This is a genomic window from Olivibacter sp. SDN3 (assembly GCF_014334135.1).
Lineage (GTDB): Bacteria > Bacteroidota > Bacteroidia > Sphingobacteriales > Sphingobacteriaceae > Olivibacter.
Genome location: NZ_CP060497.1, coordinates 2,239,822 through 2,260,485, shown reverse-complemented (window position 1 = coordinate 2,260,485; position 20,664 = coordinate 2,239,822). Strand labels below are relative to the sequence as shown.

Here is a 20,664-nt window from a genome sequence, read left to right as displayed (position 1 = left end):
CTTTCTTCTAAAAACCTATATTAACACCAAATGAATATGTTTTGGCTGCAGGGGCCGAGTAAAAATCCAATCCTCTGGCAACTGAAGTTCCTGCAGGATTCGTTCCATCAGCATCACTTCTTGCTTCAGGGTCATAACCATCATAATTAGTAAAGGTAAGCAGGTTGAATGCCGTGAAATACACTCGCAAGGTTTTCACCCCTATTCTTTCGGTGGCACTACGAGGAATGGTATAACCCAAATTCAGATTCCTCAAGCGGATAAAATTCGCTTTTTGCAGGTATCTTGTTGAATTCACAGCGCCGTTTCCTAAGCCAAAGCGTGCCTGTGGAACATCGGTTATATCACCGGGGTTCTGCCATCTGCGCAACTGATCGCGCGACTGATTGTCGTAATAATCACCATTAGCCGATTGATAAACACCTCCCGAATTATAAATACTTGCTCCCCATTCTCCCTGAAAGGTGAAGCTGAAATCGAACGCTTTGTACTGCATGGTATTGGTTAAACCACCTATCCAGTTCGGAATCGGTGAGCCAGCAACGATACGGTTAGCCGCATTGAAGCTATTGGTCGTTTCCCTATTGATCGTGCCATCTCCATTATCGGAATTCAGGTAATATAAAGCATCTCCATTGGCCGGGTCCACACCGGCATATTCTACCAAGTAGAATGCGTTGAGTACTTCATTTTCCCGAAGGATATTTTGGCCAGTTATGACATCTACTCCATTAGGTAGTTCCTTTATACGGTTTCGATTATTGGAAATATTAAAACTGGTATTCCATTTGAAATCATCTTTTGCTACATTCTCCGTGTTAACAACAAATTCCCATCCTTTATTTTCCATTAAACCAATATTTTGGGTAAGGGTACGGATACCCGATGTGCCCGGTAGCGGTACATCAAATAATAGTCCGTCCGACTGCTTAACATAATAATCGATCTCTCCCGAAATACGGTTATCCAAAAACCCATATTCTACTCCCACATCATATTGATCGACACTTTCCCAAGTTAAAAATGGATTGGCTGCCTGTATAGGTGCTATCCCTGGACGTTGATTGTAAGTAACCGCATTAAATAATGCCCGTGAGGCAAAATCATCAATCTCCGCATTCCCGGATTGGCCCCAGCTCGCTCTTAGTTTCAGAAAAGACAGGGTTTGCGAATCTTTCAGGAAGTTCTCTTCCGACAGGATCCACCCTGCAGACACGGCGGAGAACGTTCCATAACGGTAATTGCGACCAAAACGGGAAGACCCATCCCGCCGCACACTGGCCTTCAATAAATATTTATCATTGAAGGCATACGTTCCACGGGCAAAGTAAGACAAGAAACTGTAGCCCGTATTCGATCCACTGCCCGCGGTAATTTCAGCGGCCCCATCAATTGTTTGGAAGTCATCCGAAGGAAATTGAATTCCTGTTACACTTTGAAAGCGTCTGCGGGTATCGTTATACTCCATACCAGCAACCACTTCGAGGTCATGCACGCTGTTAAAGTTTTTGCTAAACGTAAAATAATTACTGGTGATATAAGATTCTGTACCTACGCTGGAAGCATAGCCCTCTCCATTGGTGGATTGGAACGGCGCCAAGCGCCCTGTGTAATTATCTTCCGTCTGATAATATAAATCGTATCCAAAATCTGTATTGAACTTAAGCTCAGGCAAAAACCGATATTCACCAAAAGCCTTACCGGTTACCCGTCGGATATTCGTACGATAAAAAGCATATTTATCGTGCAGTAAAAAGTTTGCGTATACGGTATTGCCATTTGGTTCTCCATCCGGCAAATAAGCAGGCGATATTGGAGACAGGGCTACGGCTTGCATGGGGGTAACGAAAGCATTATCGTTCGCGATACGGTCAATGGTTGTCCTTGAAAAACTAAGATTGGCTCCAGCTGTAAATTTGTCGCTGAATTTATGCGACACGTTAGCACGGGAAGTGATCCGATCCAGATCATTGCCACGTATGATACCTTTGGTATTGTTGTAAGCACCGGAAAAGAAATAGCTGGTCTTTTCGTTACCACCGGAAAACGCTAAATCACCATCTGTTACATACCCATTTCGCAGCGCCTCACTCTGCCAATCGGTATCCACCTCCCCATTTCGCCAATCGGTTCCAGCTGAGTAATAGTCTAAAAAAGATTCCAAACGCTCGGTTCCATCCTCTTCACCGTACCTATTCCGTAAGGATTCGCCGATTAACTCCACATATTCTGCGGCATTTAACCACTCTCTTTTGTTTGTAGGGCTACTGAAACCATGCGAAACATTTGCGGAAATATTGCTTGTACCCGATTTCCCACGCTTGGTGGTAATCAAAACGACACCATTTGCACCACGGGACCCGTATATGGCTGCTGCCGAAGCATCTTTCAAAATATCAATGGATTCTATTTCATTGGGGCTTAAGGTCAGTAAAGGGTTTTGTGGAGCTGAATTGTTTGACTCATCGCTATTAATCAGAGGCATGCCATCCAGCACATACAAAGGTTGAGAACCGGCGCCTACACTTGCCACACCGCGTATACGGATATTAATACCGCCTTCCACTTTCCCGTTAGTTTGCGTAACCTGCACACCTGCTGCCTTCCCTGCCAGTGTGTTCTGAAAAGCAGGAGAAGGAATTTCAGCGATATCGGAAGCGGAAAGTTTGGCAATGTTATCCGTCAACCTCCTTTTACTTTGCGTACCATAACCTACCACGATTACCTCATCCAAATTAGAAGACGCAGCTTCCAATTGTATGTCGATAGACGTGATTCCCGGTCCTACTTCCCGCTGTGCACTTACCATACCTATGTAGGAGAACACCAGGGAATTGCCTTCCGCAACTTCGATTGAATAATGTCCATCCGCATCGGTCATCGTACCTTGTACGGTACCCATGACTACAACGCTTACGCCCGGCAAAGGGCTCCCCTCTGTGCCGTAAACTGTACCTGTAACGGTTTTTTGCTGCGCAAAAGCATTTGACACACAAAAAAACAGGAAACAACAGATTTTAATTAGTAATTTTTGCTTCATATGTTCGTCGATTTGGTTGTTTTTGATTGAAAAAGAGTTTTTTTAAATCAAATTTATACATCAAATTGATATTTGCAATACAAAAATCAAAAAAAACACATAAAACTTTATAAAACAACGATTAAAACAGCCTTTTTATTAAAAATCATGTAACAAAAACACCAAAAACACACAAAAACAACAACTTTAAAGACAAATAAAAAACGGGAGCCTGCGCAATAATTGCGCAAGCTCCCGTTTTTTATTTACATCCCTTTAGGCTGAATACATTTATTTAAAAGCCGATTCCCGTTCCAACTGTAAATCCTTTTACCGGTTTAGGGAAGTTACCTATCATATTAGCGGCCCCAGAGCCAAGATCAATTCCGTATAATCCGGTTTGGCCACCAGCCGTCAGAATAGCATACCCGCTGTTGCTTGCAGCGCTAATATCAAAACCGCTGCCCGCCTCCACATCAATGCCTAAAGGTCCGACCGCGGTTAACACACCATCGTTCGGCGGGTCTTGTTTAAAGAGCGTGCTAGTTGCCGCATCGATCACAAACATCTCTGTAGTGGCATCTCCACTGCCCAATGCCTCTGGATAATTGTTGGTATAGGCGGTAGCTGTCGCAGCAGGTTCATCAGGATTCAGTCGTCCATCTACTTCTACTAAAGCCCCTGTTTCGGGATGTACCCGTAAATTCTGACCGGTATTGCTTATGATACGAATACGGTCGACAGTTGGATTGAAGTCAAAGCCAAAATCATCCCCTTCCAACAGCGTGCTAAAGGCCGCGGTCCCTACAGGGCTTAGTTCGCCTGAACTCGTATTCACTGTATAAATACGACTAGCGCTTCCCAAGGCATATAATTGACCATTAAGTGGGCGAAAATCTAAGCCAACAATTTCATCTCCAGACACCATTCCAGTGAGTTCCTTTGAAATCACATCCATGTTTTCCGGATTTACAATATGCAGGACATTCTCATCATCCACCGCATAGCCTACTAGACGTGTAGGGAGTGCCATGCTTCTAAAACCGCCACTAATAGGATCTGAGACAATCTGTGCAGCTCCGCTACTCAGATTAATGGTACATAACAGTTGTTGCCCATTGATTTCCAATGTGGCCAAGGCTATATTTTCATATACAGAGATATCAAAACCATGTACAGCTGTGATGTCCACACCTAAATCACCTACTTCTACCAAAGTTCCATCATTTGGCGGGTCTTGTTTAAATAATTTGTTGGACGTTACATCAATATCGTATAACACGGTCGAAGTGGCTCCTGCAAAATTATCCTGGTAAGCCACCCCGGCTATCTGTGCTCCAGACGCACCATTAATATTTCCATCAGTCGCTGCCACCACACCTGTCTCCGGATCTAATCGCAGGTTTTGCCCGCTGTTCGTAACCAATCGTATACGATCAACTGTAGGATTAAAATCAATGGATACGATATCGCCTTCAATAGCCGGGCTAAAAGGTTCAGCACCAACTGCGGTAGCCACACCAGTAGCCAAATTAACAACATATAACCTGCTTGCACTGCTCACCGCATAAAGCTGACCAGTAGCTGGTCGAAAATCGATAGACAACAAGTGCTCTCCACTGGATAAGCCGGTTATACTCAATCGATTCCCCTGAACATTTGCTGCCTGTGCGTTATAGAGCATCAGTTCATTATCGCCTGTGAGCACAAAGTACTCCAAGTTTGGCGCATCCATCCGCCATTCATCATCTCTGTTTCGATTACAGGATAATATACAAAAGGCGGTTACTGTAACCACCAGGGTAAGTAAAATTTTAGTTCTTCTCATAAAACATGTTTTCTAGTAGATGTTCAATTAATTAAAATAGGCTTACAAATTGTATAGGCTTGCTCTATCTCTTAATAAACGAGATTGCTACCAGTTTGGATTTCTTTATTTGGTAACAAAACAAACGTTAAAGATTAAAACAATATTAGCATAAGATTAGCTCTAGCATACCATGCGAAAAAAATGAAGGAATGTGTGAAGAATATGAAGAAAAAATGAGAAGTGATTTGTGCTATTTTTCGGCAAACCATGCCGTAACTTTTTACGTAATTTTAACAAAACATTATACTAAATCTATATTAACTGGTGATGATAAAACGTATCCGTGATTTTCTAGACAGCCAGGGGGAACTGCCTCGAAGAATCCGAAACCGACACCACGCATTTTGGAGTGATCCCTGTAGTGAAACTGTAAGGAATATGCCTATGACTGCGTCTGACGCAATGACCAACTGGAAAAACACGACCTATTGGCAGCGTAAATTGAGCAATAAATATAACGCCCGCGAATTTGCCATATTAAATGGCTGCCAAGTGCCAGACCTTTACTGGAAAGGGAAAGATATGAACTATCTGGATTTCTCGGCCCTACCTGAAAATTATGTCATTCGTCCAAGCGTTGGCCATAATTCCAACAATGTATTCATCATGAAAGATGGTCTAAATTTATTCGATGGAAAAACGTATACACCCAAAGAAATCATAACATATTGCCAATCGGTTAGGCAGACAAACCCAGCTATTGAATTTTTAGTAGAAGAGTTCCTGCAATCAACGGATGGCACTTTCCGCATCTTGGATGACTATAAATTTATGTGCTTTAACGGCCATATTGCCACTTGTCATGTAATCAATCGATTAAGTCCGAAAGCTGGTTTTGGATGTTTTTATGACACCCAATGGAACAAGATGAAACCACTTCATACCACTTACCCTATGCGTGATGGCCAGGTCAAACCAGCATGTTTTGACGAGATGGTACAGCAAGCACAAAAGCTAAGTAAGGCTTATGAAATCTTTGTAAGAATAGATTTCTATGCGACGTGTAAAGGGGCCGTTTTTGGAGAATTCACCCCTACTCCCGGTATGGGTCAAGGGTTTAGCGCATACGGAAAAAAATTGCTAATTAGTTATTGGGACCAGTATTGCCCTGGAAAAATTTAAATGAGCGAGCTAATGCTTCATTAAAAATCCCCCCATGTTTGATATGCCCAGTAAGCATTAAGGGAGGATTTATTATTAAAAAAGGTAAAGAAATATTAGTGGGTTACATAATATAAGAACTCACCAAAATTCTTCCCCAGCTGATAGATAAAATAAACAGCAAGGAGAAATAATGCTATTTGAACGAATTTATTTTCTAACAAATATGCGTATTTTTCCATAGCCTTCTTAATCGTTAATCACATGGTAAGCAAATTCTCCGGCGGCCTTGCCAGCTCCGTAAATAGCTGTTCCTGCAGCTGCGGCAGCGCCTATTGCTAAAAAGCCGGCTCCCGCTGCTGCTAGAAAACCAATTCCACCATGCACCTCGTGATGTTCCACTTCAGTTAATTCTGTTAGCCCTAGGGTATCTATATTATTTAACGCTTTGTTTTTCATGATATTATCATTTTTTAAAAGTTATACCATACGGTTATTTACTTTCCAGCTTCCTTATAGCCCACGTAGGCCCCGGCTCCGAATATACCTGCTGCTCCAGCTCCGGCAGCGGTCCATCCTGCCGCCTTAGCAGAAATTGTTACTCCAGCAATAACAAGGGGGAATAATCCACCGTTGTTTTCTTCCATCTCTGTTAAACTTAACTCTTGAACTCCGTAATTTTCCATTTTTAGTGCTTCCATAAAATTAAAATTTAATGCATTGAACAATCTCAAATTTAGCTTTGAGTTTAGCTGTTAACATTTAACAATACTAAGGTAGATTCTTTCGATCTAATAAAATTACAGGGAAAGAAAATTTTTAAAAAAGTGCCTAAAACTAGTTATTTGGTTTCGAAAACCTCCTACTTGTTGGTATTCATGATCATTCAAAGGCTTCAGTTGCACATCGATCAACACCTCGTAGGCGTTGGTATAATAGTAACTTTTCATGGTTCGTGAGTAAGCAATGGGTACTTGCATAATCTTAAGTTCTTCAATAATCTGATGTACTCGGGAGACCGAAAGATTTAACTTTTTGGCCAACATCTCCGGAGTGCCTGTACTTTTTCTTTTAATCAGCTGGTGTAAGTGGTTGATCCGATCGATATACATAAATAGCTTCATCTTTCCTTAAATTTTAATTATAAAAACTCCTATATTATTCTGTAGTACGGCATTATAAACTAGCAACGTGGTTGAGACCAGATACAACTTGCTCCGGTATCTGAGGTTGCCACATTTTATAGTAAACTCCTTTACGCTGCATCAGTGAGCCGTGATTGCCTTCTTCCATCACTTGCCCTTGTTGCAACACTACAATCTTATCAGCGTTTATCACCGTACTCAAACGATGTGCGATAAGAATAACCGTTTTACCTCGGTCGCGTAAATTCGCTACTGCCCGTTGGATATATTCTTCTGAAGAAGAGTCGAGCGACGAGGTTGCTTCATCTAGAATCAGGATTTCCGGTTCTCGGTACAATGCCCTGGCAATAGCCAAGCGCTGCCGTTGCCCACCAGAAAGTGCCGCCCCATTCTCACCAAGGTAGGTGTTAAAACCATTAGGTAATTGTTCTATGAAGGGCAGCACACCCAATTCAGAACAGATCGTGACCATCCTATTCATATCGGGCGACAACTCTCCTACAGCAATATTTTCTATAACACTTCCTGCAAACAAGTCGATCTGCTGTGGCACAACTGCAACCAGCCTGCGGAGACTTTCAGTCTGTACATATTTAATATCCAGCTTACCTATATATATACCTCCTGCCTGTATCGGGTAGATACGTTGCAAAAGCGAAAGGAGTGTTGTTTTCCCGGAACCACTTTCACCCACCACCGCCGTCACCGCACCCTTTGGCAACTGTAAATTAAGCGATGTAAACACGGGAGGCCTTGACCCATAGCAAAAGGTCACATCCTTAAAAACAATTTCTCCCATATCCGCTGCTCTTAACACGGCCTTTTCAGCTGTCTCCTCCCGCTCAAGGTCCATAATTTCGAAAAGCCTATCGGCTGCAATAACCGCATCCTGAATACTTCTGTTCATCTCAATAAGTGAACTGACAGGGCCGGTAAAGTATCCTATTATTGCGTAAAACGAAAGTAACTCCCCCGGAGTAATCCGCCCATGTAGTACGAAGGCGGCCCCTGACCAGAGCAAAATGATGGTAAACAAGCTGGAAAAGAAGCTACCTGAGTTGGTTATCCATAAATTATTAACAGATGAGCGGTAGACGGTTTGCAGCAGCTTAATAAAGCGGTTTTCGGTTTTCATGTTGGCAAATCCTTCCAGTCCAAAACGTTTGACTGTTCCGACTGCATTGACCGACTCGACCAGCTGGCTCTCTAGATCGGCAGAACGCTCCATCATTGCCCGCTGTGTTTTTTTGTTCAAGCGATCAGAAATATAATAGATCAGTCCGTAGATAGGGATAAGCAATAGCATGATCAACGCTAATTTCCAGTAATAAGTGAACATCAGGATGAAGGAAAAAACCACGATGAAAATGTTAACGGCAAAATTCACCAGTACGTCATTAATAAAAGCCCGTATTTTCACTGCATCATTGATGCGGGAGATAATCTCTCCCACTCGCATGGTATCAAAGAATTGCTGTGGGAGTTTGAGTAAATGCTTATAGTATCCTAAGATAAGGCGTGCATCAATCTGCTGACCGCTTTTCAGCGTAAACAATGTTTTCGCATGATTGATAAAAAATTGTAGCAATAGCAATACCACCATAACCACGCCCATAAGATTCAGCAGGTTAAAATTACTATTGGGCAATACCTGATCCACCACTTTTTGCACAAAAATGGCGGTAGAAAGACCGAGAATGGTATAAACTACTGAACCAAATAGCACTTGAAGTAGCGTTGAGCGATGTGGCTTCAATAAGAAGGCAAACCTACGGGCTACAGATATCGTTTCATTTCCTTCATTAAAGTGCTCACTAGGGGCCAATAATATCAGAATATTACTCCATTGTGCTTCAAATTCATCATGCGACAGCCTATGCACCAACCCATCAGCTGGATCCATCACCTGGATATATGCTGGGGTTACTTTATAAATAACCACATAATGATGTAAACCATCCTTATAAACCACGTGTGCTATAGCTGGTAAAGGAATTTTAAAGAGACTCTCCAAAGGCCCTTTTACACCTTTTGCTGTAAAGCCAATTTTATTAGCGGCATCAATCACTCCTTTTACACTCGTGCCCTTTTTATCGGTGTTGGCATATTGCCTGATACGAGCTATCGGTACTTTCAGTTTATGATGGGCCGCAACGGATACGAGGCATGCAGCACCACAGTCGGTAATATCGTGTTGTTTTATCTTTATCTTAGCCATCGTATTCGTCTTATGTTTGCAAATCAGTTGCTTGTCTCTGCGCAGGATTTAGCCAATTGTCTACCTTATCATAGAGTAGCTGAAAGAGGGTACGCTTGGTCACTTGAAAACGCGCCTGAATACTCATACCTTTTTTTAACTCACCCTCATAGCCATTAGGCAAGGATAACGTATTGCTGTTCAACTTACATTTTACCTGAAACAGTGGACCTTGATGCTCATCCAGATACACATCTTTGGATATATCCATCACCTCACCCTTTACCATTCCCCATTCATGATAGTTAAAGGCATCTATCTGAAGATTTACAGGCATATCCTGTTGTAACAAACCAATGTCCTTTGGACGTACATGCACGTTAGCGATCAAACCAGAATCAGGAGATATTTCAGCTACTGTTTCGCCTATATTCACAAAATTGCCCGGCAGTATCCCATTAAACTGTTGTATTGACCCATTGATTGGAGCCTTTACCGTATATTGGTCTTGCTCATGATCAAAACGCTCTTTCTGTGACGACAGCTCCATCAGCTCCGCATGCAGATCATTGAGATCGGCATGCCATTGGCTCATTTGCTGTTCATAAATCAGTTTTTTGCTACTTAGTGCCTTATCGTACTCAAATTGCACTTTATCGAATTCCGCATCAGATATTACCTTTTTACCGTGCAGGATTTTATTCCGTTGATACGTTGTCTCGGTATTCTTCAGCTGGAGCTGCGCTTCCTGGTATTGTTGTTTATACAAATTGAGTTGCTGGCTGTATAATGGCGACTGTAAGATCATGTCATTGCCTTCAGGTACAACGGGCTTCAACAATGTCAATTTCTCCAAGTCTTTTATCCGCTGGTGGATCTCTTCTCTTCGTTTTGACAAGTATCCCGCTTGCTCTTCCAAAATATCCGACTGGATACTAAACAATATTTCACCCGCTTTTATCGGTTGGTTCAACCGAACGTACACCTTATTTATTCTACCAGAGGCCGGAGCTTTGACCATATTGCGTTCATTTACTGAGGTGAGGATACCATTTCCATTTACACTGATGTTTACACGAATAAAAAAAAGAGAAACAACAGCTGCAACAAAAAAAAACAGCACGATCAAATAAATAATTTTACTTCTTGCGTTATGTTGATAGAAGTGATGTTCCACCGTAAACTCAGCAATCTCGGCCGGAAAAATCATTTTTTCACTCATGTCTTCAAAAGTTTAATGCATAGTAATCCCTAGACGCATAATAATTGCATCTGCAAGACATTTTACCTACTTAATTAACCGATTATTTAACGTTTATTGCTTCTGGGTCAGCAATGGAAAGCCTTTATCACGAAATGAAGAAAATTGATTGAAAGTTTCCCTTTGTGCTTGCTTTTTGCTTGTGTTTTCATCTGTAAATAATTTTAGATCCTTAAAATTAATTTAACATGCTAGCCAAGCATTGGCCAATCATTATGTTTTTCATAGTAGTCATCCCCCCCCTTAAACTTTACAACGTCTTTCTACTTGCTTTATTATATCGTTAAACACTGATAAATAACGACATACAATAAACAGAAATTATTGCTCTTTTTATAACGAATAATTTGCCGGCTTGTTTTGGATTAATAATTTCGTAACATTATGGGGCTTCGTTGAAAATGTTCACTAAACAAAAAAGCCAGCATTCATCATGCTGGCTTTCAAAAAAATACGGCAACTAATTAATAGATTTACGCTACAGTCACGCATTCTTCAAATCCGCGTATTCTAATTTTGGTAGATCTACAATCTTCGGCCCTTCCAACTGTGACATTAGATTTTGGATAACATAATTTCGATTAAGAAATTCCTCAGCAAACCGCCTACCGTTAGTAACCAATTTTGAATAGTCAGATGAACAGCTATCCAGTATAGCCTTTTTCAGCGATTCTTCTTCCTCGCAAGCCACTACTAATCCCATTTCATGCTTTTTAATCACCGTATGAAGCGATGTTCCTTCTTCTGCAGTAACTAAAGGCAAACCTCCGGAAGAAAGTATTGCCAATAACTTTGAAGGCATTACCAAGTCGCACACATTCTTTTTCTGTAAAATTAAATGTACATCAGCCATATTTAAGAATTCATTGAAAAGATGCACCGGTTGCAACGATAAGAAATGTACATTATTCAACCCTGCATCTAAAGCTAACTGCGACAATTTTTCCTTATAAGGACCATTTCCAGATATAATAAATTTTATCTGTTCTTCCCCCTTTAATTGTTTTGCAATATTAATTAAACTATCCAAGCCTTGTTTCTCACCTATGCTCCCTGAATATAACACCAATATATCGGATGGTTTAAATCCCCATCGTTCTTTCAATCCCAACTTACTTGCCAGAGGAAAAAAAACATCTGTATCCACCCAATTCGGAAAAAAAAGCACTTTCTTATTTACCTTATCGGCTATCTTCTTGCACATGCCATCGGAGATGGTACTCACAAAGTTCACCTGCTTTAAGATCGTTTTCTCCAAGGCGAATAGCAAGCTAAACAATCCTTTCCAGCGTATAACCTGCAAATCTCTCGAAGCCTCTATCTGAAGATCCTGAATGTGGTAAACAATTTCACCACCCTTGAAAAAACGGTAGAATATAGCCAAGAACCCCAAATGAAAAGGTGGAGCCATACAAAAGATTTGTTGATGGCCTTTCTTAAATAAGAGATAACATAACATTACCAAAGAAGTAAGAAAGAAGGTGAGTTCCTGTAAAATACGTTTCAGGCCAGAGGGTAACCCCGGCACATACAACGGACATCTATATATTTGTAGACGACCATCATATTTTACTTCCTTTTTGAAAAGCAGCCCTCTATATGGTTTTTGAATTTTCCAATTGGGGTAATAGGGAAATGATGTTACCACCGTACAACTGTATCCATTTTCGACCAGCCATTCGGTCATTTCTCCGGTATATTTACCGATACCGGTAAGTTCAGGTTTAAAATTGATACCTAAAACCAGTACACGTTTTTTGGTATCATTAAGTTCGCGAATTAACATAAGGTTGATTTTTAGGGTTTTGTTGATTAGGTTTTTTCTTGCTAAACGGTATTAAGCCGAAGATCTCTTCTAAAATACGCCTGTTGTTGCAGATATAGTTTATCGACTAGCCTCCCCTCTGGCACAATAACATCTTCGTAAGTAAGAACCTGATCTTTAGGCACATCGTGTTTAACAATACAATTTTCTGCCAAACCTATAGGTAGGAGATTTTCCTTAAGACGTACTTCCGCGTTTTCACACAAACCATAGGTCATATAATGACCTATGCCGTCCAGGACATCGCCAGCTTTTAAATCTACCTTGGCCGCCGCAACAACTTCCACATAGGGTTTATCTATAGGAGCCAAAGCTGCGTCATTAAATAATACAGCACGTGCGACCGTTTGCGGCACTTCAAAATGACAAAGGTGATAAGGTGTGTGAAAAAGATAAAGAGGTCCTTCTCCTAATTTATATAGATTAAGGTAATGTTGCTGTAAAGGATGTTCGTGTGTTCCCAGCACGAAGACTCCAGGACCAGGCTCCGCCCCCACAACATAATCAACTATGCCTGGACCTTTTAATAAGTCTTGTAGCGGATACCTATCCGTTATCTCCTTTAACGGTGTGCCGCTGGGTACTGTCGGTCCGTGCATCCCTCGTTTAGCCACACGCATACCGGTGCCATTGGCAATGATTGCCTGTTCGAAAGAAATCTTGGTTCCATCAGCAAAAGAGGTTACCATTGATGGGTTTTGTCCCCATTTTTCGGCAAAAGCCTGTTGAGTAGTGGGGTTTCGGTAAGGATCATGCAGTCCTTTAATATTCCCGCAAAGGACGGGCTTCACCCCTAAACCTTTTACAAATCGGTAAAGATTCATGGTAACCCCCGGCTGATCGCCATCCGCATTAGTATACACCACACCCGCCTCATCAGCATAGACCTTCAATATTGGCCCAATGGTGCCGTCCAACTCAGCATTCATCAATATCAGGTGTTTCCGGTGACTAATGGCAGCCATTGCTACTTGCGCGCTATGTTCAACAGCGCCAGTCACTTCGATAATGGCATCTATACCATCAGCTTCACAAAGTAAAAAAGGATTGGTTGAAACACTTACTTGACCTTGTTTGATTCTTTGTTCCAATTCAACGACATTATCTACTATTTCTATCGAAGATTGGCCAGCTGTTTGATATATTTTCTTTGCTTTTTCAACATTTCTGTTGGCTATTGCCACCAGCTCCATTCCTTGCACATAGTTACAGATTTGCAGCGCAATTCCTTGGGCCATGAAGCCTGCTCCTACCATGGCAACTTTAATAGGGTTTCCTTCTCTTTGGCGCTTGGCCAAAGCAGTATCTATGATGATCATATTTATGTTATAATAAATTAAATTATACTTCCATCATCAGAAGAGGGTGCTCCTGATCTTTTAAAGAAATTACGCTCGGTTGTACTGGCCATTCGATCGAGAAAGCGGGATCGTCCCAACGATAGCCTTTTTCAAAACCAGGTGTATAAAACTGGCTGACCTGATAAGTAACGTCTGTGTCATCCTTCAAGGTGATAAAACCATGCGCGAAACCTTCCGGAACATAGAGCATTCGGTAACTATGACCTGTAAGTTCTACACTAATCCACTGTTTATAGGTTGTGGAGCCTTCGCGCATATCTACGATAACATCGTAAATAGCACCACTAGTACAGCGCACTAATTTTGTTTCCTCAAAAGGAGCGGATTGCAGGTGCATTCCACGTAGCGTACCTTTTTTCTTATTGAAGCTAAAGTTAGTTTGTGCAACCTGAATGCTCAACTGGTGTTCCTTAAATTCCTGCTGGCAATATCCGCGGCTAAAAAAACCACGTTCATCTTCCATGGGCTTTATATCTATAATATAAGCGCCTTTCAATTTTGTTTCTGTAAAGATCATTTGTTTTAGTATTAAACGACTATCATGATTCCGCCCAAACCTTTTGCATTTTTTGTTGCCATTCCAGCTCGCTGTTAATTTCATCTGTTTCCTGTAGATAATTTAGCATCTGCAATCGCATCAGTTTTGAGTTACGAAAATGAGCATCTTTGAATGCCATTTGTCGTAGGTTATCGGCCAGCTCCTCAATTGTACTGGCTAAGGTGTAAGAAGGCTGATAATAGGGTGCCAATGTTTTATAACGTTCAAAGCTCACCCGATAAGAGCGTTTATCTGGTGCTGCTTCCCGGTTTAGGGAAACGGTTACTCCCGGAATAATATCTGCGACCATCCCCGCTAGTTCAATTACTCGGTAATTCCAAGTATCGCTACCTGCATTTACCGCTAAAAAGGCACCTCCATTCTCCGGCCAGCGATCAATTGCCCAGTCTATTGCTTTAGCCATATCATTTACATGAATCAGAGGTCTCCAGGGACTGCCATCACTCAATATTTGCACTGTTCCTGTAGCTACAGCACTGGCTACAAAATCATTCAACACCAAATCAAGTCTTAAACGTTCGCTCATTCCGCAGGCTGTGGCGAAACGCAAGCATGTTACCGTAAAGCCATCATCTACCAATTGACTTAATCCTTCTTCCGTTAACACTTTGGAACGTGCATAAGCCGTTAGCGGGTTTAGTGTGGACGCTTCGGTTTTAACATCTTCTCCACTTTCTCCATACATGCTACAGCTAGAGGCAAAGATAAATGAGCGAACGCCCGCTTCCTTGGCCATTTCAGCTAATTTTATACTCGATCGATAGTTCACATTGAAAGTTACCTCTTCATACTTCAATCCCATTGGATCATTGGATATAGCTGCTAAATGTACAACGGCATCTACCCCATAGAGCAGTTCCGGTGGCATATCGCGTACATCACCATAATACTGCATGTCAAGTTTACTTTCCGGCAATACTGAAGCATTGGTCAGGCAAGTACCGAAATAGCCCATATCGTACCCAATCAGTTTGGCATTGGGATAACTATTTCGCAGCCGGTTTACCACTCTAGGCCCTACATAGCCCATGTTTCCTGTAATTAATATTTTCATAATAAAATGAAGTTTATTTGTTTACTTATCAATTGCTTTTGGTAGTAACTTGTTGACTTTTCAGAATGTTCAAAGCCAACGACTGTTCGTGCCAAGGTGCCTTTCCTGCTTTCCACAATTCGTCCAATACCGTTTTATCTCGCAGCGTATCCATGGGTTGCCAGAAGCCCTCATGCCTATAGGCTGCCAGTTGACCATTAGCCGCCAGATTCTCTAAAGGTTCGCGCTCCCATATGGTATCATCTCCATCGATGTAATCCAGTACTTCGGGTTCGAGCACAAAAAACCCACCGTTAATCCATGGCATCTGCACGCCATGTGGCTTTTCCTGAAAAGAATCAATTTTTACCTCTTCGCTACCCAGGTTAAACGCGCCGAAACGACCGGGTTGCTGCACAGCCGTAAGTGTTGCCCAAGCGCCATGAGCCCGATGAAAACTAAGCAGAGCATGAAGATTTACATCACTTAAACCGTCGCCATAGGTCATGCAAAACGTTTCGTTACCAATATATTCTTTCACTCTTTTCAGACGGCCTCCTGTCATACTGTTATAACCGGTATCTACCAGCGTGACCTTCCAAGGTTCGTTATAGTTTTTATGGATTTCCATGCTGTTTTTTGTGAGATCGAAGGTTATATCCGAATGGTTGAGGGCATAATTAGCGAAGTATTCTTTAATTACATGCCCTTTATAACCGCAACAAATGATAAACTCATTGATACCATAGGTGTCGTAAATTTTCATGATGTGCCAGAGTATAGGTTTACCCCCAATCTCAACCATAGGTTTAGGCCGAACGCCACTCTCCTCAGAGATCCGGGTGCCATAGCCTCCGGCAAGGATTACTGCTTTCATAATGTTTGTTTTAAGTTTAGATGAAAGATTTAAGTTAAATGTATAGGTGATGTAGAGTTCTACTGATCGTTTTAGCCCAGTTTATTCGCCAATAATTTCTTGGAAGCTCGCTTTTCCTGGATCTTACTTCCGGAAAGCATATATTTCATGAGCCTCACTTTAAGTCTTTGTTTTCTGTTAACCATGGTAACCGGAATACAGGACACTAATAAAGTCCATTTAGACCAGGCAGGGAACATGTTGGCCTTAAAAAGCGTTTTTAGGTATTGAAAATTACCATGTAAGATCAATTTTAATCCGATATAATAATAACTTGCACAAACCGTAAGGTTGAAATAACGCTGCAGCTGTCTGATGTCATGAGTAGGTGATAGTCGTTGGATCAACTGTCCGTAAATAGCCAGCAACTGCTCAAAAACCTGTCCTTTCATCGTCAGGTAATTAGAAGCTGCACGCGTGTGCAACCTCACGCAGATTAAATCCTGATTTTTTACCCCTATAGCATAATTTTTAGAGGCCCTAACCCAAAATTCAAAATCGCCCGCCGCTGGGAAAGCTTCTGAAAAACCGCCAAGCTCGCGCACTATAGTCGTCCTTAAGCTTACATTTGAAAGGTTTCGGATAAAATTTCCGCAGACGAAAAACCAAAGGTCTGCCTGGCCAACCGGCAATACTTCCGGAATAATGCGGTCTTCCAGCGCAACTGCCTCCGATCGGACTTGAGCAGCCCATCCCTGTTCCTTAAAGGTTACGAAACCCAAACTATTGGGAGCAGTCTTCCAATAGCGCGAAATATGACGCAAGGAAGTCTCTGACGACAAATAATCGTCTGCACACAATATCTGCGTAATGGGGGCGCTGACTTGTAGGAACAAGAAATTTAGATTTCCCATAATCCCCAGATTCTCCTGCTGCAAAAAAACTTTGATGCGTTTGTCGGTCAAGGTCAAGAGATAGTCTATCGTACCATCGGTAGATCCGTTATCGCTAATCAATAATTCCCAATCCGCGAAGTCTTGGGACAACACAGAAGCCACACATTCTTTAATAAAAGGCATGCCATTCCAAACGGGTGTGACAATAGCAATGATAGGTTTAGCATTCATAAATAGCTAATAATTCTTTGGTTTAGATATTGTTTACAATCAAACCCTAAATTTTGATGAGATTTACTATTTAATAGTTATTCGGTTTTTTCGATATTAAAAATTGAAATCATTTCGCGAGTATGAATCGTTGTTTAGCTAACCTTTTACAAATAGTGTCTGTTGATTTTCAAGTCCATCGGTCATTACCCGTTTTTTTATCACCTGACAAGGGTGCCCGGCACATACTGTCCATTTTGGCATATCCTTCACCACCACTGCTCTCGCCCCGATTACGGAACCTTCACCAATTGTAACGCCAGGGTGCACAAAACAATAGGAAGCGACCCATGCGCGATCTCCGACAACTATCGGTTTGGTAAAAAGCGGATGGCCTGCTTTAGTATAATCATGCGACCCTGTACATAAATAACTCCCTTGCGATATAATGGCACGGTAACCGATAGTGATCAGGTCTTGTGAATAGAGTTCAACTCCATTGGCGACACCACATTCATCTTTAAGTATCAGATTCCATGGCGCCCAAATCTTTACGCCGGGGTAAACGTGAACTGCTTTGCCAACTTTAGCTCCGAAACAGCGTAAAATCGTAGATCTATAGCTGTGAAAAGGTCTAGGAGAATATCGGAAAAACAAGTGATAGGTGATATTCCAAAGAAGGCGTCTTAATCTATTACTCAGTGAAAAAGAAGCTCCAGTATAGGTATCAACATTGTGCGTACCCATTGTTTTATATATTATACCCATTGTTTACGTATTAAATTTATAGTTTTTAACAACTGTTTTATTAACCGAAGAATTAATCCGTTGTGATAGCGACAAACATTTTTCCTCCCCTATGCGTGCACAGCGAACGAATTCTCTTGAAAAATGATGCTTTTGGATCACCTAAGCTTGATGCTTCATGGGATATGTTCACTTGCTGTAACCCGTTAATAGAATTTCTTAAGTCTTGACATGCAACTCCATTGAGTTTACACTGCTATTATCCCTGATATTTCCATCAGCTTTACACTAATTTTGTAATTGCATACCAAGCGCGTCCGACGTAATATTTACAAGGGATTGCCCGCAGCATACTTCTAGATAGGCCTTTTCAATTTGGTCTAGACACCGATCCGAATCGAACCGATGGGCGTTTAAAATGCCTTTCGACACCAGCTTTTCACGTTCAGATTTAGATATTCGCATAAAATCATCTACTGTCTTTGCTGCCTTTATTGCCCATAAGGAGATAGCATCTACTTCATTTGGCATCTTTTTTATATATATTCCACTCGAGGCGGCCACTTCCGTCATAGGCGCCTCTTCTGTCGTCAGCACAAGACATCCTGAGGCCTGGGCTTCGACAATCGGCCAGCCAAAGCCTTCTGCCAATGAAGGAAATAATAGCATTTGAGCTCCGGCATAGGCCGTACGAACGGTATTATCATTAAAGTCAGTTAGAAAAATAATGTCTTTTCGATAGGGTGATGAAAGATGTTTTTCTTCCAATGCTTTATCCGGAGACTTCCCAATCATTAGCAACGGATAAGATAAATTACTGAATTTTCGCCAGGCATTATAGATATCAATAACTCCCAGTCTATTCTTATACCACGCATTACCGCCAATATGCATAAGGTAACCATCAGACAGAGGGATACCTGTAATCCTGCTCATATGTTTTCGGGCAATAATAGGATCTTGCGGTGTGAAGACTCGGTTTAAACCGTTGTAAACAACTGTCGAAGTAAAGATCTTATTTGCCATAAACCGTTTAAGGTCTTCATCCGTTTTAGAAGAAACGGATATGAAGTGTTTAGCCCTTGTATAGCCGAACCTGATATATTGTTGGTATATCTTCCCGGTGAAACTAATTCTGACACCATCAATTTCATTGGCAGCAGACCGCTGCGCCAGAAAGTCATGGCAATGCACCATATGTAGGCGATTCTTTACTAAGGGAATCCACGGCCCCAATGCATGGTCGGTCAGAATAAACAAAGTATCTTCTGAGCAAGACCTTATTTTGTTTTTCACTTGCTGTGGAAACAACAAGAACATATCGATGTACGAGAGCCACTTTTTTACGAAGCCATTCTTTCCAAATTTTTCGACAAATGATGCCTTTGGTTGCCATAACTCCACTTCATGTCCCCTTGCTGTCATTCCCTTGCAAAGCATTTCGGTAAAACGAATCATACTATCCTGCTCTTGATAGGCAGGATGTGCGAAAAAAACGATTTTCATAATGATAACTATTTAGATTTTTTGGTTACGCCTGTAGATGTTGAAGAATTTCGCGGCATACGTCCTCGTTACCCAACCTCAGTGTACGGACCTTGCCCATTCCAGCGGAGCGAAGCTGCTCGCAGTAGTAATTGTCGCCCAGCAGCTTTTGACACACCTCAACACACTCCTCCACATCTGTCCAAAAAACTGCCTCATGGCCATCTACATACATCCTTTTATGTTCCGAAGTACGTTCTGCACACAACACTCCGCCAGCGTATGGAATTTCTAAGGAACGGGTAGTATGGAGATCCCTATTCCCTTTGGATAAGAATCCCAAGCATATGTTCGCTCCTTGCATAGCAGCAACGTAATTCCTGCCACCTAATGCCCCTCCCCGGTAGGCTTTTTTTAGGACTTTCCAATAGCCTGATTTCTGCCACCTATCGCCCCAAATACTTAGCGGGATCCCCTGCTGTAGAAGTTTCACCAAAAACTCATCGCGCTTTTCATTTCTCATCCAAGTGCCTATGAAGGCTACTTCTGACCTATAATCCATGGGTATATCGCCTATATCAGTATAAGGCTTATGAGCCTCCTCATCATAGCTTCTGTAAACACGCATGACATTTTTTGCCCCAAGTAGCCGACACTCTTCTGCTGTTTCCTCGCGAACAACTACTACCAAATCATAATACCCAATAGCTTTTTTAAGCGATTGGAACCTGCCTTGATCTCGCTTTCCCGTAGGGTCATCTATATTGTAAAGAATAATCGGTAGCGCGTACGCTTTTAGCAGTTGCAAACATTTTAACCCGAAGAACTCACCACTATCCACCCATATCAAGTCATAATCGCTTTTCTTCGCCATCACTCCCTGCAAAAAAAAAGCTAGCTTTTGCTGTAAAAAACGATATCCTGTGCGGTAGTGCAGAAAATTCTTTAGGCTGTTTTTTAGCTCTTCAGCAACTGCTTTTTCAGGATTCCAATGAGACACGGTGTGACCAATGCGCCTCAAGGCTTGCGCACGGTGAGCAGCGGTAGATGACGAATGGTCATCTCCTAAATAGAGAATACTAGCCATTGTTAGGTAAAG

Annotated in this window: 17 protein-coding genes; 1 reads left to right on the top strand and 16 read right to left on the bottom strand. The window is 41.8% G+C overall.

Annotated elements, in window-relative coordinates:
- Positions 1 to 7 precede the first annotated feature (7 nt).
- Entirely contained in the window at positions 8 to 3,040 is a 3,033-nt protein-coding gene (locus H8S90_RS09220) for a TonB-dependent receptor (RefSeq protein WP_187342261.1), read from the bottom strand.
- A gap of 274 nt (positions 3,041 to 3,314) precedes the next feature.
- Positions 3,315 to 4,847, bottom strand: a complete 1,533-nt coding sequence (locus H8S90_RS09215; RefSeq protein WP_222852266.1) for a DUF4394 domain-containing protein — start codon at positions 4,845 to 4,847, stop codon at positions 3,315 to 3,317.
- A 309-nt stretch (positions 4,848 to 5,156) separates the two neighbouring features.
- Between H8S90_RS09215 and H8S90_RS09210 the strand changes: the two genes are divergently transcribed.
- The gene (locus H8S90_RS09210; RefSeq protein ID WP_187342260.1) at positions 5,157 to 6,011 is read left to right on the top strand and encodes an ATP-grasp fold amidoligase family protein; all 855 of its coding nucleotides are present in this window, start codon (positions 5,157 to 5,159) and stop codon (positions 6,009 to 6,011) included.
- Between the two features lie 228 nt (positions 6,012 to 6,239).
- On the opposite strand, the gene H8S90_RS09205 is transcribed toward H8S90_RS09210, so the two are convergent.
- The 14 genes from H8S90_RS09205 to H8S90_RS09140 form a co-directional block, all read right to left on the bottom strand.
- Positions 6,240 to 6,449, bottom strand: coding sequence for a hypothetical protein (locus tag H8S90_RS09205; RefSeq protein ID WP_187342259.1), 210 nt, complete (start codon positions 6,447 to 6,449; stop codon positions 6,240 to 6,242).
- A 38-nt stretch (positions 6,450 to 6,487) separates the two neighbouring features.
- Entirely contained in the window at positions 6,488 to 6,691 is a 204-nt protein-coding gene (locus tag H8S90_RS09200; RefSeq protein ID WP_187342258.1) for a class IIb bacteriocin, lactobin A/cerein 7B family, read from the bottom strand.
- Between the two features lie 99 nt (positions 6,692 to 6,790).
- Positions 6,791 to 7,114 (bottom strand): DUF2013 domain-containing protein, encoded by a 324-nt coding sequence (locus tag H8S90_RS09195; RefSeq protein WP_187342257.1) that lies wholly within the window; start codon positions 7,112 to 7,114, stop codon positions 6,791 to 6,793.
- Positions 7,115 to 7,166: 52 nt separating this feature from the next.
- Positions 7,167 to 9,353, bottom strand: coding sequence for a peptidase domain-containing ABC transporter (locus tag H8S90_RS09190; RefSeq protein WP_187342256.1), 2,187 nt, complete (start codon positions 9,351 to 9,353; stop codon positions 7,167 to 7,169).
- Between the two features lie 10 nt (positions 9,354 to 9,363).
- Entirely contained in the window at positions 9,364 to 10,554 is a 1,191-nt protein-coding gene (locus tag H8S90_RS09185) for an HlyD family secretion protein (protein ID WP_187342255.1), read from the bottom strand.
- A gap of 523 nt (positions 10,555 to 11,077) precedes the next feature.
- Positions 11,078 to 12,379, bottom strand: a complete 1,302-nt coding sequence (locus H8S90_RS09180; RefSeq protein ID WP_187342254.1) for a WcaI family glycosyltransferase — start codon at positions 12,377 to 12,379, stop codon at positions 11,078 to 11,080.
- A 41-nt stretch (positions 12,380 to 12,420) separates the two neighbouring features.
- Complete coding sequence (locus H8S90_RS09175; protein WP_187342253.1) at positions 12,421 to 13,737, bottom strand: NAD(P)H-dependent oxidoreductase; 1,317 nt, start codon at positions 13,735 to 13,737, stop codon at positions 12,421 to 12,423.
- A gap of 22 nt (positions 13,738 to 13,759) precedes the next feature.
- Positions 13,760 to 14,296, bottom strand: a complete 537-nt coding sequence (gene rfbC / locus H8S90_RS09170; protein WP_187342252.1) for a dTDP-4-dehydrorhamnose 3,5-epimerase — start codon at positions 14,294 to 14,296, stop codon at positions 13,760 to 13,762.
- Between the two features lie 22 nt (positions 14,297 to 14,318).
- Entirely contained in the window at positions 14,319 to 15,392 is a 1,074-nt protein-coding gene (locus tag H8S90_RS09165; protein ID WP_187342251.1) for an NAD(P)-dependent oxidoreductase, read from the bottom strand.
- 28 nt (positions 15,393 to 15,420) lie between these two features.
- A complete protein-coding gene (rfbF, locus tag H8S90_RS09160) occupies positions 15,421 to 16,248 on the bottom strand; it encodes a glucose-1-phosphate cytidylyltransferase (protein ID WP_187342250.1) in 828 nt (275 codons plus the stop codon).
- A gap of 71 nt (positions 16,249 to 16,319) precedes the next feature.
- Positions 16,320 to 17,354, bottom strand: a complete 1,035-nt coding sequence (locus H8S90_RS09155) for a glycosyltransferase family 2 protein (RefSeq protein ID WP_187342249.1) — start codon at positions 17,352 to 17,354, stop codon at positions 16,320 to 16,322.
- A 138-nt stretch (positions 17,355 to 17,492) separates the two neighbouring features.
- Positions 17,493 to 18,080: a putative colanic acid biosynthesis acetyltransferase gene (locus H8S90_RS09150; protein WP_187342248.1), complete on the bottom strand. Its 588-nt coding sequence runs from the start codon at positions 18,078 to 18,080 to the stop codon at positions 17,493 to 17,495.
- A 288-nt stretch (positions 18,081 to 18,368) separates the two neighbouring features.
- Positions 18,369 to 19,586, bottom strand: coding sequence for a glycosyltransferase (locus H8S90_RS09145; protein ID WP_187342247.1), 1,218 nt, complete (start codon positions 19,584 to 19,586; stop codon positions 18,369 to 18,371).
- 25 nt (positions 19,587 to 19,611) lie between these two features.
- Complete coding sequence (locus tag H8S90_RS09140; RefSeq protein WP_187342246.1) at positions 19,612 to 20,652, bottom strand: glycosyltransferase; 1,041 nt, start codon at positions 20,650 to 20,652, stop codon at positions 19,612 to 19,614.
- Positions 20,653 to 20,664 lie beyond the last annotated feature (12 nt).

What these genes read in the sequence shown, in the direction of transcription:
- H8S90_RS09220 (WP_187342261.1), bottom strand. Translation starts at nt 3,040, where the DNA reads ATGAAGCAAAAATTACTAATTAAAATCTGTTGTTTCCTGTTTTTTTGT.
- H8S90_RS09215 (WP_222852266.1), bottom strand. Translation starts at nt 4,847, where the DNA reads ATGAGAAGAACTAAAATTTTACTTACCCTGGTGGTTACAGTAACCGCC.
- H8S90_RS09210 (WP_187342260.1), top strand. Translation starts at nt 5,157, where the DNA reads ATGATAAAACGTATCCGTGATTTTCTAGACAGCCAGGGGGAACTGCCT.
- H8S90_RS09205 (WP_187342259.1), bottom strand. Translation starts at nt 6,449, where the DNA reads ATGAAAAACAAAGCGTTAAATAATATAGATACCCTAGGGCTAACAGAA.
- H8S90_RS09200 (WP_187342258.1), bottom strand. Translation starts at nt 6,691, where the DNA reads ATGGAAGCACTAAAAATGGAAAATTACGGAGTTCAAGAGTTAAGTTTA.
- H8S90_RS09195 (WP_187342257.1), bottom strand. Translation starts at nt 7,114, where the DNA reads ATGAAGCTATTTATGTATATCGATCGGATCAACCACTTACACCAGCTG.
- H8S90_RS09190 (WP_187342256.1), bottom strand. Translation starts at nt 9,353, where the DNA reads ATGGCTAAGATAAAGATAAAACAACACGATATTACCGACTGTGGTGCT.
- H8S90_RS09185 (WP_187342255.1), bottom strand. Translation starts at nt 10,554, where the DNA reads ATGAGTGAAAAAATGATTTTTCCGGCCGAGATTGCTGAGTTTACGGTG.
- H8S90_RS09180 (WP_187342254.1), bottom strand. Translation starts at nt 12,379, where the DNA reads ATGTTAATTCGCGAACTTAATGATACCAAAAAACGTGTACTGGTTTTA.
- H8S90_RS09175 (WP_187342253.1), bottom strand. Translation starts at nt 13,737, where the DNA reads ATGATCATCATAGATACTGCTTTGGCCAAGCGCCAAAGAGAAGGAAAC.
- rfbC (WP_187342252.1), bottom strand. Translation starts at nt 14,296, where the DNA reads ATGATCTTTACAGAAACAAAATTGAAAGGCGCTTATATTATAGATATA.
- H8S90_RS09165 (WP_187342251.1), bottom strand. Translation starts at nt 15,392, where the DNA reads ATGAAAATATTAATTACAGGAAACATGGGCTATGTAGGGCCTAGAGTG.
- rfbF (WP_187342250.1), bottom strand. Translation starts at nt 16,248, where the DNA reads ATGAAAGCAGTAATCCTTGCCGGAGGCTATGGCACCCGGATCTCTGAG.
- H8S90_RS09155 (WP_187342249.1), bottom strand. Translation starts at nt 17,354, where the DNA reads ATGAATGCTAAACCTATCATTGCTATTGTCACACCCGTTTGGAATGGC.
- H8S90_RS09150 (WP_187342248.1), bottom strand. Translation starts at nt 18,080, where the DNA reads ATGGGTACGCACAATGTTGATACCTATACTGGAGCTTCTTTTTCACTG.
- H8S90_RS09145 (WP_187342247.1), bottom strand. Translation starts at nt 19,586, where the DNA reads ATGAAAATCGTTTTTTTCGCACATCCTGCCTATCAAGAGCAGGATAGT.
- H8S90_RS09140 (WP_187342246.1), bottom strand. Translation starts at nt 20,652, where the DNA reads ATGGCTAGTATTCTCTATTTAGGAGATGACCATTCGTCATCTACCGCT.